At 72.3% G+C, this 16,071-nt stretch carries 13 protein-coding genes and 2 pseudogenes; 9 read left to right on the forward strand and 6 right to left on the reverse strand.

Going from position 1 to position 16,071, the window contains the following annotated elements:
* Nucleotides 1-39: 39 nt before the first annotated feature.
* Complete coding sequence (locus M6G08_RS16380; protein WP_443048813.1) at nucleotides 40-786, reverse strand: sulfotransferase family protein; 747 nt, start codon at nucleotides 784-786, stop codon at nucleotides 40-42.
* On the opposite strand from M6G08_RS16380, the pseudogene M6G08_RS16385 reads away from it, so the two are divergent.
* A pseudogene (locus M6G08_RS16385) lies at nucleotides 709-969 on the forward strand (IS200/IS605 family accessory protein TnpB-related protein); the annotation flags it as partial. The gene M6G08_RS16380 and the pseudogene M6G08_RS16385 sit on opposite strands and share 78 nt — an antisense overlap.
* Nucleotides 970-1,370: 401 nt before the next feature.
* On the opposite strand, the pseudogene M6G08_RS16395 reads toward M6G08_RS16385, so the two are convergent.
* Together M6G08_RS16395 and M6G08_RS16400 are read right to left on the reverse strand one after the other, a co-directional pair.
* Nucleotides 1,371-1,628: pseudogene (locus tag M6G08_RS16395) on the reverse strand (glycoside hydrolase family 31 protein); the annotation flags it as partial.
* Between the two features lie 89 nt (nucleotides 1,629-1,717).
* A complete protein-coding gene (locus M6G08_RS16400; RefSeq protein ID WP_272587900.1) occupies nucleotides 1,718-2,731 on the reverse strand; it encodes a LacI family DNA-binding transcriptional regulator in 1,014 nt (337 codons plus the stop codon).
* A gap of 331 nt (nucleotides 2,732-3,062) precedes the next feature.
* On the opposite strand from M6G08_RS16400, the gene M6G08_RS16405 reads away from it, so the two are divergent.
* From M6G08_RS16405 to M6G08_RS16435, 7 genes are all read left to right on the forward strand, one after another.
* Nucleotides 3,063-5,018: an acyl-CoA dehydrogenase family protein gene (locus M6G08_RS16405; protein ID WP_272587901.1), complete on the forward strand. Its 1,956-nt coding sequence runs from the start codon at nucleotides 3,063-3,065 to the stop codon at nucleotides 5,016-5,018.
* Nucleotides 5,019-5,424: 406 nt separating this feature from the next.
* A complete protein-coding gene (gene dxr, locus M6G08_RS16410; protein WP_272587902.1) occupies nucleotides 5,425-6,681 on the forward strand; it encodes a 1-deoxy-D-xylulose-5-phosphate reductoisomerase in 1,257 nt (418 codons plus the stop codon).
* Entirely contained in the window at nucleotides 6,678-7,982 is a 1,305-nt protein-coding gene (locus tag M6G08_RS16415) for a M50 family metallopeptidase (RefSeq protein ID WP_524540349.1), read from the forward strand. The genes dxr and M6G08_RS16415 overlap by 4 nt, the downstream gene beginning before the upstream one ends.
* 225 nt (nucleotides 7,983-8,207) lie before the next feature.
* Nucleotides 8,208-9,365 (forward strand): flavodoxin-dependent (E)-4-hydroxy-3-methylbut-2-enyl-diphosphate synthase, encoded by a 1,158-nt coding sequence (gene ispG / locus M6G08_RS16420; RefSeq protein ID WP_272587903.1) that lies wholly within the window; start codon nucleotides 8,208-8,210, stop codon nucleotides 9,363-9,365.
* A 99-nt stretch (nucleotides 9,366-9,464) separates the two neighbouring features.
* Nucleotides 9,465-10,313: a GNAT family N-acetyltransferase gene (locus tag M6G08_RS16425; RefSeq protein WP_272587904.1), complete on the forward strand. Its 849-nt coding sequence runs from the start codon at nucleotides 9,465-9,467 to the stop codon at nucleotides 10,311-10,313.
* Nucleotides 10,314-10,384: 71 nt separating this feature from the next.
* Nucleotides 10,385-10,915 (forward strand): GNAT family N-acetyltransferase, encoded by a 531-nt coding sequence (locus M6G08_RS16430; RefSeq protein WP_272587905.1) that lies wholly within the window; start codon nucleotides 10,385-10,387, stop codon nucleotides 10,913-10,915.
* Between the two features lie 73 nt (nucleotides 10,916-10,988).
* Nucleotides 10,989-12,692: a proline--tRNA ligase gene (locus M6G08_RS16435; protein WP_272587906.1), complete on the forward strand. Its 1,704-nt coding sequence runs from the start codon at nucleotides 10,989-10,991 to the stop codon at nucleotides 12,690-12,692.
* Nucleotides 12,693-13,254: 562 nt separating this feature from the next.
* On the opposite strand, the gene M6G08_RS16440 is transcribed toward M6G08_RS16435, so the two are convergent.
* From M6G08_RS16440 to M6G08_RS16450, 3 genes are read right to left on the reverse strand one after another with little or no spacing between them, the layout of a single operon-like run.
* Nucleotides 13,255-14,157, reverse strand: a complete 903-nt coding sequence (locus tag M6G08_RS16440) for an aminoglycoside phosphotransferase family protein (RefSeq protein WP_272587907.1) — start codon at nucleotides 14,155-14,157, stop codon at nucleotides 13,255-13,257.
* Between the two features lie 58 nt (nucleotides 14,158-14,215).
* Nucleotides 14,216-14,668: a ferritin-like domain-containing protein gene (locus M6G08_RS16445; protein WP_272587908.1), complete on the reverse strand. Its 453-nt coding sequence runs from the start codon at nucleotides 14,666-14,668 to the stop codon at nucleotides 14,216-14,218.
* Nucleotides 14,665-15,210, reverse strand: coding sequence for a hypothetical protein (locus M6G08_RS16450; RefSeq protein WP_272587909.1), 546 nt, complete (start codon nucleotides 15,208-15,210; stop codon nucleotides 14,665-14,667). The genes M6G08_RS16445 and M6G08_RS16450 overlap by 4 nt, the downstream gene beginning before the upstream one ends.
* A gap of 310 nt (nucleotides 15,211-15,520) precedes the next feature.
* On the opposite strand from M6G08_RS16450, the gene rimP reads away from it, so the two are divergent.
* Nucleotides 15,521-16,069 carry a ribosome maturation factor RimP gene (gene rimP / locus M6G08_RS16455; protein WP_272587910.1) on the forward strand — a complete coding sequence of 183 codons (549 nt, stop codon included), beginning with the start codon at nucleotides 15,521-15,523 and terminating at the stop codon, nucleotides 16,067-16,069.
* Nucleotides 16,070-16,071: the final 2 nt, after the last annotated feature.

Consider the following 16,071-nt stretch of genomic DNA (forward strand, 5'->3'; position numbering starts at 1 on the left):
CGTTGTACTCCGCGAAGGCGGATTCGACGTCGGCGCGGGTCAGGCCGTACCGGGACAGCTCGTACCGGTGCGGGCGGGGCCCTTGGGGCGGGCGGCGACAGCGGCGAGCCGGGCGGCCTCGGCGCCGGTCCAGCGGGCGCCGACGGCGGCGTAGAGCCTGGGGGCGCCGGCGGCCGGATCGGTCCCGAGCCAGGAGTACGGGACGTCCACGAGCGACTGGCGGGGGATGGCGGCGCGGGCCGCGAGACCACGCGTCGCGGAGCGGCTCAGCAGCTCCAGCCAGGTGGCACCGATGCCGCGCGGGTCGACGGGGCGGGTGCTTACGGCCATGCCGTGCTCGACCAGGCTGCAGAAGGACGCCACGACGGTGACCGGGTCGCGGTGCGTCCACACGATGGTGGCGTCCGGGAAGACGGTGTGCAGCGCGTCCAGGTTCTCCAGGTGCATGGGGGACTTGAGGATCCAGCGGCGGCGCGGACGACCGTACTGGAGCACCTGGTAGACCTGCTTGAGGTGGCGGTAGTCGGCGACGAAGTCCCGTTCGTAGTGCCAGGCCTGGTACTCGGGTATCCGTGCCGAGGAGAGCGGCACCAGCGCGTGCGGCAGGGCGAAGGCGCACTCCTCGGGGCCTTCGGCGGTCATCGGGTGGGTGTCGCGGAAGCGCGGCGTGAGCATGTTGATGCCGGCGGTCATCCGGCGCGCGGGCGCGGTCGCCGCGCCCAGGGCTTTCCCATCCGGCGTCGGACGGCACCGCCCCGCCCCCACCGGAGCGATGGATGCGGGCATCGGACCGTCCAGGCCGACCGGGACACCCCTGGGCGTGAGGGACCTCGCCCCCGTATCCCCGGACCACGGACACGATCCGTGTCACCGGACACGGAGCGAAAGCGGGCGACCAGGACACCCAACACCGTTCGGGATGTCCGCGGTGACCAGGTATGGCTCCAAGACTCACTCCTGCTCGCTGATCAGGGACGGTTGAGCAGCTCCTACAGCAGGGGGCAGCGGTGCTCGCCCGGCAGGGCAGCACGCCGTGCGTGAGCGTCGTCGCGGTGCGGGGCAGGCCCACCACGAAGACCGGCTTCTCGACGGGTTCCCGCCCGGACCCGGGATGCTCGGCGATCAGCCGCCGTATCCGGGCCCGGTTGGTGAGGTGCCTGCCGACGTGGCCGAACGCGGGGCGCAGCGCCAGGTCGGCGAGCCTGAGGGCGAGCGGAGTCGAAGGCACGGAATTCCTTTTCGCGGCCGGGCAACTCTGCTGCCACCCAGCCTAGTTGGCAGCGCGCACGGCGTCCCTACTCCGCCACCGGCAGCTCGGCCCCGTCTCGCAGCAACAGCGGTATGCGGTCCAGCGCGCGTCCACCGTCACGCTCGCCGGACCCGTCCTCGATCCTGACGGTGCCGCCGGTCGCCGGGGCGTCCGGCAGCAGGGCGCCCGGGAGGTCCGCCAGCACGGGGCCGCCGAGCCGGGCCCGGACCCGGACCGCGTCCGGCCCCCACGGCTCGATCCGCACGGTTTCCTGACGGCCGCTCCACTCCAGCGCCCCGTCCCGCTCGCGGAGCGTGCCGACGGTGGGGGAGGACTGGGCGAGGCCGACCTCGGGCGGTGTCTGGGCAGGCTGGGTCACGAGGCACGCTCCTTGGGAGTTCCTGCGGGCGAGAAAAGGCCACCTGCGAGTGGGAAGTGGAAGAGACCCGGCGGGAGGAGGGGGAGACGCTACGACCGGACGGGCGCCGGTCCCGAGCTGGCCCGCACCGTCAGCTCCGGCGCGAGCAGCACGACCTCGTCGCCGCCGTGCCCGTCGAGCTTGGCGATCAGCTGCTCCACGGCGTGCCGGCCCATCTCCTGCGCGGGCAGGGCGACGGACGTGAGCCGTACCGAGGCCTGGGTGGCGACCTGCTCGGGGCAGACCGCGACCACCGACACGTCCTCGGGCACCGCCCGGCCCTGCTGGCGCAGCAGGGCGAGCAGCGGCTCGACCGCCGACTCGTTCTGGACGACGAACCCGGTCGTCTCCGGCCGCTCGTCGAAGACGCGGGCCAGGGTGGCGGCCATCGCGTCGTACCCGCCCTCGCAGGGCCGGTGCAGCAGCCGCAGCTCCAGCTCGCGTGCCCGGGAGCGCAGCCCGTCGAGCGTGCGCTCGGCGAAGCCGGTGTGCCGTTCGTAGACGGCGGGGGCCTCGCCGATGACGGCGATGTCGCGGTGCCCCAGCTTGGCCAGGTGCTCCACGCACAGCGCGCCGGTCGCCCGGAAGTCGAGGTCGACGCAGGTCAGCCCGGTGGTGTCGGCGGGCAGCCCGATCAGCACGGACGGCTGGTCGGTGCCCCGCAGCAGGGGCAGCCGCTCGTCGTCGAGTTCGACGTCCATCAGGATCATCGCGTCGGCGAGCCCGCTGCCGGTGACGCGGCGCACCGCGTCGGGGCCCTCCTCACCGGTGAGCAGCAGGATGTCGTACCCGTGGGTGCGCGCGGTGGTCGCGACCGCGACGGCGATCTCCATCATCACCGGCACGTACATGTCCGTGCGCAGGGGGATCATCAGCGCGATGATGTTCGACCTGCTGCTGGCCAGGGCGCGGGCGCCGGCGTTCGGGTGGTAGCCGAGCTTCCGGATGCTCTCCTCGACCCGCTGGCGGGTGGTGGTGGAGATGGACCGCTTGCCGCTGAGGACATAGCTCACCGTGCTCGCCGAGACTCCGGCGTGCTGGGCGACCTCGGCGAGGGTGACCATCCGGCTCTCCAAGTTTGTGAAGCGCTTCGACAGCGCGCGAGACGGGCAACTTCGGGTGAGGGTGGATCGACAGTAACTCTACTGGAGGTGAGTGTCCATAGCTTCGTCGAAGCGCTTCGACACCCTTCTTTTCCGCTGGCCCCTCCCCGGTCCTGTCGGCCGAACGGCCGCACGAAGGGTGGTGGGTCCGTCCGGGATCGGGTACATACGATCGGGTAGCACCGACTAGTAACGTACGTCCGCAAGTTCGCGCATCACGCATCGTGTCGATCTTCGCGGGGGTACGGTCCCGTACGGTCCCCCGATGCCGATTCGCGGCGAGGTGAGCCTCATGTCCGCCCCCATCACCCCCTCCTCCCGACCCACCGTCACCGAACGTGAGGCCCGCCAGGTCGCGGAGGCGGCCCGCGAACAGGACTGGCGCAAGCCGAGCTTCGCCAAGGAGCTCTTCCTCGGCCGCTTCCGTCTCGACCTCATCCACCCCCACCCGCTCCCCGCCGACGAGGACGTCCAGCGCGGCGAGGAGTTCCTCGCCAAGCTGCGCGACTTCTGCGAGACGAAGATCGACGGGGCCGTGATCGAGCGCGACGCCCGCATCCCGGACGACGTGATCACCGGGCTGAAGGAGCTGGGCGCCCTCGGCATGAAGATCGACACCAAGTACGGCGGTCTCGGCCTGACCCAGGTCTACTACAACAAGGCCCTCGCCCTGGTCGGATCCGCGAACCCGGCGATCGGCGCGCTGCTCTCCGCCCACCAGTCGATCGGCGTTCCGCAGCCGCTGAAGATGTTCGGCACGCGGGAGCAGAAGGAGACGTTCCTGCCGCGCTGCGCCCGCACCGACATCTCGGCCTTCCTGCTCACCGAGCCGGACGTCGGCTCCGACCCGGCACGGCTGGCGACCACCGCCGTGCGGGACGGCGACGACTACGTCCTCGACGGCGTGAAACTCTGGACCACCAACGGCGTGGTCGCCGACCTGCTCGTCGTCATGGCCCGCGTACCGAAGTCCGAGGACGGGACGGGCGGCAAGGGCGGCATCACCGCCTTCGTCGTGGAAGCCGCCTCCGAAGGCATCACGGTCGAGAACCGCAACGCCTTCATGGGCCTGCGCGGCCTGGAGAACGGCGTCACCCGCTTCCACCGGGTCCGGGTACCCGCCGCCAACCGCATCGGCCCGGAGGGCGCCGGCCTCAAGATCGCCCTCACCACCCTCAACACCGGCCGTCTCTCCCTGCCCGCCATGTGCGTCGGCGCCGGCAAGTGGTGCCTGAAGATCGCCCGCGAATGGTCGGCGGTGCGCGAGCAGTGGGGCAGGCCGGTCGCCCTGCACGAGGCGGTCGGCTCGAAGATCTCCTTCATCGCGGCGACCACCTTCGCCCTGGAAGCCGTCCTCGACCTGTCCTCCCAGATGGCCGACGAGGACCGCAACGACATCCGCATCGAGGCCGCCCTCGCCAAGCTCTACGGCTCGGAGATGGCTTGCCTCATGGCCGACGAGCTGGTCCAGATCCGCGGCGGCCGCGGCTTCGAGACCGCGGCCTCCCTCGAAGCCCGCGGCGAGCGCGCGGTCCCCGCCGAGCAGCTCCTGCGCGACCTGCGGATCAACCGCATCTTCGAGGGCTCCACCGAGATCATGCACCTGCTGATCGCGCGCGAGGCCGTCGACGCCCACCTCTCGGTCGCCGGGGACCTGATCGACCCCGACAAGACCCTGACCGACAAGGCGAAGGCGGGCGCGCAGGCCGGCGTCTTCTACGCCAAGTGGCTGCCGAAGCTCGTCGCCGGACCGGGACAGCTCCCGCGCTCCTACGCCGACTTCCACCCGTCCGGCCACCGTGACCTCTCCGGACACCTGCGCTACGTCGAACGCACCGCCCGCAAGCTCGCCCGCTCCACCTTCTACGCCATGTCCCGCTGGCAGGGCCGGATGGAGACCAAGCAGGGCTTCCTGGGCCGCGTCGTCGACATCGGCGCGGAACTCTTCGCGATGAGCGCCGCCTGCGTCCGCGCCGAGCACCTGCGCGCCGAGGGCGGCCACGGCCGCGAGGCCTACCAGCTCGCCGACGCCTTCTGCCACCAGTCCCGCATCCGGGTCGAGGAACTCTTCGGCCGGCTGTGGACCAACACCGACGACCTCGACCGCAAGGTCGTCAAGGGTGTGCTGGGCGGTGCCTACGAGTGGCTGGAACAGGGAGTCGTCGACCCGTCGGGCGACGGCCCGTGGATCGCGGACGCCGCGCCCGGCCCGAGCACCAGGGAGAACGTCCGCCGGCCCATCGGCTGAGCCCGACCGTTCCTCCGGGTGTCTCCCGCCCGTGACGGGCGGCTCCGGGCGCCCCGCCCCGGCGCGCGGCCCGCCGGTCCGGTCGGCCTCGCCGGGCCGATCGGCGGACGGCGAGTCCGCTCTCGCCTCCGCCGGCGGTGGCGGGCCATGTCCCGTTCGGCGGGCCGGGCCAGGACGCGTCCCCGCCCCGCTGCCGGGCGCCCCCGGCCGCCGTCCCGGGCTCGCCCCGCCCCGCCGTCCGTGCACGACCACCCGCCACCCGGCCCCACCGGCCCTCCCCGTACCCGGCCTCGGCACCCCCGCCGACACAGCCGGACATGGTCCCGAACCCCGCCCCGGGAGCCCGCGACACCCGACCGAGGGACGCGCTGTCCTCGCGGAGGGCCGTTGCGGCCACAATGGGGGAATGAGCGACAGTCCAGCCCCCCTCGCCGACCCCCACCTCGTGTACGACCCGGTGGCGGGCGACGGCCCGAAGGACGTGGTGATCCTCGGGTCCACCGGGTCGATCGGGACCCAGGCCATCGACCTCGTGCTGCGCAACCCGGACCGCTTCCGGGTCACCGCGCTGTCCGCCAACGGCGGCCGGGTCGCCCTCCTCGCCGAGCAGGCGTACCGGCTGAAGGCAAGGACCGTCGCCGTCGCCCGCGAGGACGCCGTACCGGCGCTGCGGGAAGCCCTGCGGGCGCGGTACGGCGGTGGGGAGCCGCTCCCCGAGATCATCGCGGGACCGGAGGCGGCCACCCACGTCGCCGCCTCCGACTGCCACACCGTCCTCAACGGCATCACCGGCTCCATCGGTCTCGCCCCGACCCTCGCCGCCCTGGAAGCTGGCCGCACCCTCGCGCTCGCCAACAAGGAATCGCTCATCGTGGGCGGCCCGCTGGTCAAGGCCCTCGCCAAGCCGGGGCAGATCATCCCGGTCGACTCCGAGCACGCCGCCCTCTTCCAGGCGCTCGCCGCCGGCACCCGCGCCGACGTGCGCAAGCTGGTCGTCACCGCCTCCGGCGGCCCCTTCCGCGGGCGTACGAAGGAGCAGCTCGCGAGCGTCACCGTCGAGGACGCCCTCGCCCACCCCACCTGGGCCATGGGCCCGGTGATCACGATCAACTCCGCCACCCTCGTCAACAAGGGCCTGGAGGTGATCGAGGCCCACCTCCTCTACGACATTCCCTTCGACCGCATTGAGGTGGTCGTGCACCCGCAGTCGTATGTCCACTCGATGGTCGAGTACACGGACGGTTCGACGATGGCCCACGCCACGCCCCCCGACATGGGCGGACCCATCGCCGTGGGCCTCGGCTGGCCCGAACGCATCCCCGACGCCGCGCCCGCCTTCGACTGGAGCAAGGCCTCGACGTGGGAGTTCTTCCCGCTCGACGACGAGGCCTTCCCGTCGGTGAACCTGGCCCGGCACGTCGGGCAGCTCGCGGGCACGGCCCCGGCGGTGTTCAATGCCGCCAACGAGGAGTGCGTCGAGGCGTTCCGCTCCGGCGCGCTGCCGTTCCTCGGGATCATGGAGACCGTCACGCGAGTGGTCGAGGAACACGGCACCCCGCGTGCGGGAACCTCGCTCACCGTCCCGGACGTCCTCGAAGCGGAGACCTGGGCACGCGCCCGGGCCCGGCAACTGGCGGCACAGACGGCGGAGGCCCGTGCATGACGACCCTGATGTTCATCCTCGGCATAGTCGTCTTCGCGGTCGGCCTGCTGTTCTCCATCGCCTGGCACGAGCTGGGGCACCTGTCCACGGCCAAGATGTTCGGCATCCGCGTGCCGCAGTACATGGTCGGCTTCGGCCCGACGCTCTTCTCGCGGAAAAAGGGCGAGACCGAGTACGGCGTCAAGGCCATCCCCTTCGGCGGCTACATCCGCATGATCGGCATGTTCCCGCCCGGCGCCGACGGCCGCATGGAGGCCCGCTCCACCTCGCCCTGGCGCGGCATGATCGAGGACGCCCGCTCGGCCGCCTTCGAGGAACTGCAGCCGGGTGACGAGAAGCGCCTGTTCTACACGCGCAAGCCGTGGAAGCGCGTCATCGTCATGTTCGCCGGCCCGTTCATGAACCTCATCCTCGCGGTCGTGCTCTTCCTGACCGTCCTGATGGGCTTCGGCATCTCCCAGCAGACCACCACCGTCGGCTCGGTCTCCCAGTGCGTCATCTCGCAGAGCGAGAACCGGGACGACTGCACCAAGTCCGACCCGGCCTCCCCGGCCGCCGCGGCCGGCCTGCGCGCGGGTGACAAGATCGTCGCGTTCGACGGCGTACGGACCGACGACTGGGACCGGCTGTCCAACATGATCCGCGCCAACCCCGGCGAGAAGGTGCCGGTCGTGGTCGAGCGGGACGGCCGGGAGACGACCCTGCACGCGACCATCGCCACCAACCAGGTCGCCAAGAAGGACTCCAACGGCCAGATCGTCGAGGGCGAGTACGTCACCGCCGGCTTCCTCGGCTTCAGCGCCGCCACCGGCGTGGTAAAACAGGACTTCGGCCAGTCCGTGACCTGGATGGGCGACCGGATCGGCGACGCCGTCGACTCCCTCGCCGCCCTGCCCTCCAAGATCCCCGCCCTGTGGGACGCGGCCTTCGGCGACGGCCCCCGCGAGGCCGACTCCCCGATGGGCGTCGTCGGCGCCGCCCGCGTCGGCGGCGAGATCGCCACCCTCGACATCCCGCCCACCCAGCAGCTGGCGATGTTCGTCATGCTGGTGGCCGGCTTCAACCTCTCCCTGTTCCTCTTCAACATGCTCCCGCTGCTGCCGCTCGACGGCGGCCACATCGCGGGCGCCCTGTGGGAGTCGCTGCGCCGCAACGCGGCGAAGGTGCTGCGCCGCCCGGACCCGGGACCCTTCGACGTGGCGAAGCTGATGCCGGTGGCCTACGTGGTGGCGGGCGTCTTCGTCTGCTTCACGCTGCTCGTCCTGGTGGCGGACGTCGTCAATCCGGTACGGATCAGCTGACATCCGTGCGAACCGGACCATTCACATGGTCCGACGAGAAGCCCGATCCGGAGAGCATGTCCCTCCGGACCGGGCCTCAAGCCGGTCGTACGGCAGATGGACGCCAAAGGGTGCATCTCCCGTACGCCGTGTGCCGGACGTTCATGTCCGTGCCGTAATCTCGAATGCCGGAGCCCGCCGCTGACGGGACCGGACCTTGATCCACGACTTGGGGTTGCACAGCAGATGACTGCGATTTCTCTCGGCATGCCGGACGTTCCGACCAGGCTCGCGGAGCGCCGCAAGAGCCGGCAGATCCAGGTCGGGACCGTGGCGGTGGGCGGCGACGCCCCCGTGTCCGTGCAGTCCATGACCACCACCCGCACGTCCGACATCGGCGCGACCCTCCAGCAGATCGCCGAGCTGACGGCCTCCGGCTGCCAGATCGTGCGCGTGGCCTGCCCCACCCAGGACGACGCCGACGCCCTGCCGGTGATCGCGAAGAAGTCGCAGATCCCGGTGATCGCCGACATCCACTTCCAGCCGAAGTACGTGTTCGCCGCGATCGAGGCGGGCTGCGCGGCGGTCCGTGTGAACCCGGGCAACATCAAGAAGTTCGACGACCAGGTCAAGGAGATCGCGAAGGCGGCCAAGGACCACGGCACGCCGATCCGCATCGGCGTGAACGCCGGCTCCCTCGACCGCCGCCTGCTCCAGAAGTACGGCAAGGCCACCCCCGAGGCCCTCGCCGAGTCGGCCCTCTGGGAAGCCTCGCTCTTCGAGGAGCACGACTTCCGCGACATCAAGATCTCCGTCAAGCACAACGACCCGGTCGTGATGGTCGAGGCCTACCGCCAGCTCGCCGCCCAGTGCGACTACCCCCTCCACCTCGGTGTCACCGAGGCCGGCCCCGCCTTCCAGGGCACCATCAAGTCGGCCGTCGCCTTCGGCGCGCTGCTCTCCCAGGGCATCGGCGACACCATCCGCGTCTCCCTCTCCGCCCCGCCGGTCGAGGAGATCAAGGTCGGCATCCAGATCCTGGAGTCGCTGAACCTGCGCCAGCGCGGCCTGGAGATCGTCTCCTGCCCGTCCTGCGGCCGTGCCCAGGTCGACGTCTACAAGCTCGCCGAAGAGGTCACCGCGGGCCTCACCGGCATGGACGTCCCCCTCCGTGTCGCCGTCATGGGCTGCGTCGTCAACGGCCCCGGCGAGGCCCGCGAGGCCGACCTGGGCGTCGCCTCCGGCAACGGCAAGGGCCAGATCTTCGTCAAGGGCGAGGTCATCAAGACCGTCCCCGAGTCCAAGATCGTGGAGACCCTCATCGAGGAGGCCATGAAGATCGCCGAGCAGATGGAGGCCGACGGCGTGACCTCCGGCGAGCCCTCGGTATCCGTCGCGGGCTGAGCCACCTGCGCTCCTGCCGCGTCGCCCGGCGGGCGGCGCGGCATATTCGTGGCAGGTACAGTGCGGAGACCAGCAGATCTCAGGGTGAGGCCCCCGCACGTGTTGACGCAGACCACCTCCCGCGTGCTCGAACCGAGCGACCTGGACGCCGCGCTCGCCGTCCTCGACCGCGAGCCGGTCGCCAACGCCTTCGTGACCGCCCGCGTGCAGATCGCGGGCCTCGACCCGTGGCGCCTGGGCGGCGAGATGTGGGGCTGGTACGAGCACGGCATGCTGACGTCCCTGTGCTATGCGGGCGCCAACCTCGTCCCCATCTGCGCCACCCCGCGCGCCGTCCGCGCCTTCGCCGACCGCGCCCGCCGGGCCGGCCGCCGCTGCTCCTCCATCGTCGGCCCCGCCGACACCACCGCCCAGCTCTGGCGACTCCTCGAACCGGGCTGGGGCCCCGCCCGCGAGGTCCGCACCCGCCAGCCCCTCATGGTCACCGACCACCTCCCCGCCGACATAGCCCCCGACCCCTACGTCCGCCGCGTCCGCAAGGACGAGATGGAGCGGATCATGCCGGCCTGCGTGGCGATGTTCACCGAGGAGGTCGGCATCTCCCCACTGGCCGGCGACGGCGGCCTGCTCTACCAGGCCAGGGTCGCCGAACTGGTCGGTTCCGGCCGCTCCTTCGCCCGCTTCGACGCCGACGGCAAGGTCGTCTTCAAGGCCGAGATCGGCGCCGCCACCGACCGCGCCTGCCAGATCCAGGGCGTGTGGGTGGCCCCCGAATACCGGGGCAAGGGCTTCGCCGCCCCCGGCATGGCGGCGGTCCTGCGCTACGCCCTCGCGGACGTCGCCCCGGTCGTCAGCCTCTACGTCAACGACTTCAACACGGCGGCCCGGCGCACGTACCAGCGGGTCGGCTTCCAGGAGGTCGGCGCCTTCATGAGCGTGCTCTTCTGAGACCCGCCCGACCGGTACCCGAACGACAGCCGCACCCCTGCCCCGACCAGCGAAGCGCTAGGCTCCCGCACATGGACGTCGTGATCGGCCCACTGGACCTCTCCGCCCACGTCGACGAGGCCCTGGCCGTCCAGGCCGTCGCGTTCGGCCTCGGCCCCGACGAGGTCGCCGTCCGCCGCCAGATCGTCCTGCGCCACATGACCTACCCCGGCGCCCGGGCCCTCGGCGCCACCGTCGGCGGCGCCCTGGTCGGCTTCGTCTACGGCATGCCCAACGACCGCTCCCACTGGTGGTCCACCGTCGTCGAGCCCTACCTCCGTGCCCAGGGCAACGACTCCTGGCTCGACGACTCCTTCGTCATCACCGAACTCCACGTCCACCCGGCCCACCAGAACCGCGGCCTGGGCCGCTCCCTGATCACCACGATCACCGACGACGCCGTCCAGCCCCGGTCGATCCTCTCCGCGATCGACCGGGACAGCCCCGCCCGCGGGCTCTACCACTCCCTCGGCTACCAGGACCTCGCCCGCCAGGTCCTCTTCCCCAGCGCCCCCAAGCCGTACGCGGTGATGGGCGCCCCGCTGCCGCTCCGCAGGCCATAACCGATTTCCACCGCACGGGACCCCCCGGCTAACCTCCTAGCACCACCCTTACGCAGCAGGAGACACGAGAACCATGGCCAACGCACCGGTCCAGCGCATGTCGAAGTTGATGGCGAAGACGCTGCGCGACGACCCGGCGGACGCCGAGGTCCTCAGCCACAAGCTGCTGGTCCGCGCCGGCTACGTGCGCCGCACCGCCGCCGGCCTGTGGAGCTGGCTGCCGCTCGGCAAGAAGGTCCTCGGCAACATCGAGCGCATCGTCCGCGAGGAGATGGACGCCATCGGCGCCCAGGAGGTCCAGCTCCCCGCCCTGCTGCCGCGCGAGCCCTACGAGGCCACCGGCCGCTGGGACGAGTACGGCCCCGAACTCTTCCGCCTCCAGGACCGCAAGGGTGGCGACTACCTCCTCGGCCCCACCCACGAGGAGATCTTCACCCTCCTGGTGAAGGACCAGGCGTCCTCCTACAAGGACCTGCCGGTCATCCTCTACCAGATCCAGAACAAGTACCGCGACGAGGCCCGCCCCCGGGCCGGCATCCTGCGCGGCCGCGAGTTCCTGATGAAGGACTCCTACTCCTTCGACGTCGCCGACGAGGGCCTCGCCGAGTCCTACGCCCTGCACCGCGCCGCCTACCAGCGCGTCTTCGAGCGCCTGGGTCTCGACTACCGCATCTGCGCGGCGACGGCCGGCGCGATGGGCGGCTCCAAGTCCGAGGAGTTCCTGGCCCCCGCCGAGGCCGGCGAGGACACCTTCGCGGACTGCCCGAACTGCGACTTCGCCGCCAACACCGAGGCGATCTCCTACGCGCTCAGCCCCGTCGACGCGGCCGGGGTGCCCGCCGCCGAGGACATCCCCACCCCCGACACCCCCACCATCGAGACCCTGGCCGCCTCCCTCGGCGTAGAGGCCTCCGCGACCCTCAAGAACCTCCTCGTCAAGGTGGACGGCGAGATCGTCGCGGTCGGCGTCCCCGGCGACCGCGAGGTCGACATGGACAAGGTCGAGGCCCACTTCGCCCCGGCCGCCGTCGAACTGGTCACCGCCGAGGACTTCGTCGGCCGCCCCGACCTGGTCCGCGGCTACGTCGGCCCGCAGGGCCTGGGCGACAAGGTCAAGTACATCGCCGACCCCCGCGTCGCGCCCGGCACCGCGTGGATCACCGGCGCAAACAAGGAGCACACGCACGCCAAGAACGTGGTGGCGGGCCGCGACTTCGAGGTCGACGCGTACGTCGACGTCGTGGTCGTCCGCGAGGGCGACCCCTGCCCGAAGTGCGGCACCGGCCTCAAGCTGGACCGCGCCATCGAGATCGGCCACATCTTCCAGCTGGGCCGCAAGTACACCGACGCCCTCAAGCTCGACGTCCTCGGCCAGAACGGCAAGCCGGCCCGCGTCACCATGGGCTCCTACGGCATCGGCGTCTCCCGCGCGGTGGCCGCCCTCGCCGAGCAGCACGCCGACGAGAAGGGCCTCGTCTGGTCCAAGGAGGTCGCCCCGGCCGACGTGCACGTCGTCGCCGCCGGCAAGGCCTTGCAGACCGAACTGGCCCTGGAGGTCTCCGACAAGCTGGCCGCCGCAGGCGTCCGCGTCCTGGTGGACGACCGCGCGGGTGTCTCCCCGGGCGTCAAGTTCACCGACGCCGAACTCATCGGCGTCCCGCAGATCCTGGTCGCCGGCCGCCGTTCCGCGGAAGGCGTGGTCGAACTGAAGGACCGCCGCACGGGCGAGCGCGAGGAAGTGACGGTCGAGGAGGCCATCACCCGCCTCACCGCCTGACGGTGCGGGGTTGGGCCCTGGACCCGGCGTTCAGGGCCCACCCGGCGCGGGTGTGGCCGTCGGGGTGGGTGTCGCCGCCCGGCGTGGGTGTCGCCGCCCGGCGTGGCGGGGTGCCTCCCCCACTCTCGGCTTAGTCGAGCGGGGGACCCCCATTGCCCTGGGGGGCGCCTCCCAGGCCGTTCAGGCACTGGGGGAGGCACGACTTGCCCGCAGCTGGGGCAGCTGGGCGGGACGGCGGCCCGCAGTCGCGCACGATGGCGCGGCGCCCGCCCGGTGACTGGGCCGCCCCGCGCGGGCGGTTGGCGGCGTACGGCGGGAAGGGGACGTGTCGGGGTGTCCGTCCGCAGCGGTTGGCGCGTCCGCGCCGTTCACTTCTGTGGCCGACCTATTCCGCGCCGTTCCGAGGACGGCCCCCGGCGCAGGCCCCGACCCAACACACAACACACCGTGCCACGCGCACCCCCACCGAACCCGCAGCGGCGCCGCAGGCATCCGCACCCCCACCGAACAGCCACAGGCCGCCGCAGGCCCCCCGCCCCACCGCCGGAGGCACCCGCGACCGTCACAACCAGCCGGCGAACTCCAACAGCAGCTCCGCGTCCCGCTCCCGCCCCACGCGCCGGGCCCGCACCCCCGACTCCACCGCCCGGAAGAGAGTCCACCCCCGCAGCCGCTCCTGGTCCACCTCCAGCGACTCCGCGAGCCGCTTGATCCGGCGCCGGGTCGTCGAGGCCCCCGAGGGCTGGGCGACGAGGTCCTCCACTCGGTCCCGCACCAGCCGCGCCAGGTCGAAGGCGCTTTCACCGACCACCGGGTCGGGCCCCACGGCCAGCCACGGCATCCGGTCCCCGGCGAGCACCTTGCTCTGCCGGAACGTGCCGTGCAGCAACCGCTCCTCGGGAGCCCCGTCCAGCAACTCCCCGCGCACCCCGAGCGCCGCGTCGACCAGCGGCGCCACCTCCGGGTCGGTCAGCGCACCCGCCCGCATGGCCTCGGCCTGCCGCCCGGTCCGCTCCGCCACGGTCTCGAACGGATGACCGACGGGCGGCTCCACCCATAGCCGGCGCAGCGTCCCCGCCGCCTCCAGCAGCGCCTTCGACTCCGGCAGCGACCGCACCGACACATCCGGATGCAGCCGCTCCAGCAGCAGCACCCCCTCCGTTCGGGCCGCCTCGTCGAGCAACTGCACGGCGCCCAGCCCGCCCCAGTGGGCGAGCGCGGCCCGTTCGCTCTCCGGCCGCGCCCGGCGCGGGGCCAGCTTCAGCACGGCCGGAGTCCCGTCGGCCCGCTTCACCAGGACGACCAGGCTGCTGCGCCCGCCGGGCACCTGCACCCGCTCCACGTCCAGGTCGCGCGACTCCGCGGCCCGCTCGGCCGCCCCGGGCAGCTTCTCCAACCAGTCGTCACCGGCCGGTGCCGTCTCACCGAGCGCCCTGACCAGACGCCGCGGCGGTTCGAAAGCCATGCGCGAGCCGTTCCCTTCCCGTACGGGCAGAGCCGTACGTGTTACGCAGCCGTACGTGTTACGCAGTCGGTGTCGCCGAACCGGCCCGCTCGACGAGCCCAGGGAAGGCTACGCTCCCGCCCCGCCACCGCACCGCACGGACCGCCGCCTCCCGCAGCGCCCCGGCCGCCGCCGTCCGCCGGTCACCGCCGGCGGCCCGCACCAGGTCGGAGTAGACGCCGGCCACCCGCTCCTCCAGCTCGGCCGCCAGCCGCACCGCCGACGCCGCGTCCGGCACCTCGAAGGGCAGCGCGTACCCGGCCGCCGCCGCGACCGGCTTCGCACCGAGATCGCGCACCTCGCGCGCCAGCGCGTCCCGCCGCGCCCGGTGCGCGTCGTACGCCGTCCGTGCCTCGGCACGCCGTTCCTCGCCGATCCGCCCACCGACGACCCCGTAGCCGTACACGGCCGCGTGCTCCGCCGCCAGCGCCGCCTGGAGGGCGACCAGCTCGCGGTCCTCCGCCTTGCTCACCCGTCACCCTCCGTCAGCAGATACACGTGCGCCGCCCCGGCCGCCGCCACCGAGGCCAGCAGCCGCGCCAGCTCGCCCGGCACTCCCGCCAGCGCCCCGATCCGCCGGTCGGTCAGTTCCCGCTCGGCGGCGGCGAGCAGAGCCAGCGCGTCCTTCTCACCCGCGGGCACGGCACCGGAGCCCTCCTCCGGCCCGGCGGCACGCGCGGAAACCGACGGAGACGCCTCGGCCGACGCCTCGGGCGAGGCCGCCCGCACCGCACCGAACGCCTCCGCGTGCCGTACGACTTCCTCCCGCAGCGGCCGCAGCCGCTCCGCCAGCCCGGGATGCGCGGCGATCACCGCCGCGTACCGCCCGGCCAGCGCCTCGCTGTCCCGAGCCGCACGCGCGCGGGCCCGGTCGGCAGCGGACGGATCACCGCCGGGACCGGCGGAGTCCGAGCCGCCGGAACAGCCGACGAGCAGCGCGGCCCCGGCGGCCGAAGCGAGCAGGCTCCTTCTGCGCGGCCCGGAGGGCAGACGCGGCGATACGGGAAGCGACACGACAGACGTCCTCGACGGGCTCGTACGGAAGCGGAGACAGACGGCGGAGACAGACGGCGGAGACAGACGGCGGACACAGATGGCGGAGACAACCACAGAGGAGCGAAGCGCGGCGCGAACGAAACCCGCGCCGAACGGAACCCCGCACCGCGGCCGCCTGCCCGTGATCACGGTACCCGGGCCCCGGCCGGGCACCACCCATCGGCACCGCCGAGCCGGGGTGGACGGCAACACCCCTCGCGACCGGATACCCTTTGACCAGACACGCGCACCGTCCCACAACAGCACACGCGGCCGAGGAGTCACCCGGATGAGCACCACCCAGAGCGAGAGGCTGCGAGAGCTGCTTGAGCCGCTCGTCGCCTCCCAGGGACTGGACCTCGAGGAGATCGCGGTGGACTCGGTCGGCCGCAAGCGTGTGCTGCGCGTGGTCGTCGACTCCGACACCGGTGCCGACCTGGACCGGATCGCCGATGTGAGCCGCGCGCTCTCGGCGAAGCTCGACGAGACCGACGCGATGGGCGACGCGGAGTACACCCTCGAGGTCGGCACCCCGGGCGCCGAGCGCTCCCTCACCGAGCACCGCCACTTCGTGCGCGCCACCGACCGCCTGGTGCGGTTCCAGCTCCACGAGGGCGGCGAACTGGTCGCCCGCATCCTCGGCGTCGACGACGACGGACTCGACCTCGAGGTCCCCGGCGTCAAGGGACGCAAGGCCACCACCCGCAGACTTCCCTTCGGTGACATCGACAAGGCACGCGTCCAGGTCGAGTTCAACCGCAAGGAAACCAAGAACACCAAGAGCACCGAGAACGCCGACAGCGGCATCGACGACAACACGAAAGAGGAGGAGGCGTAGCC

The organism is Streptomyces sp. M92 (assembly GCF_028473745.1).
In the GTDB taxonomy this organism is placed as follows: Bacteria; Actinomycetota; Actinomycetes; order Streptomycetales; family Streptomycetaceae; genus Streptomyces.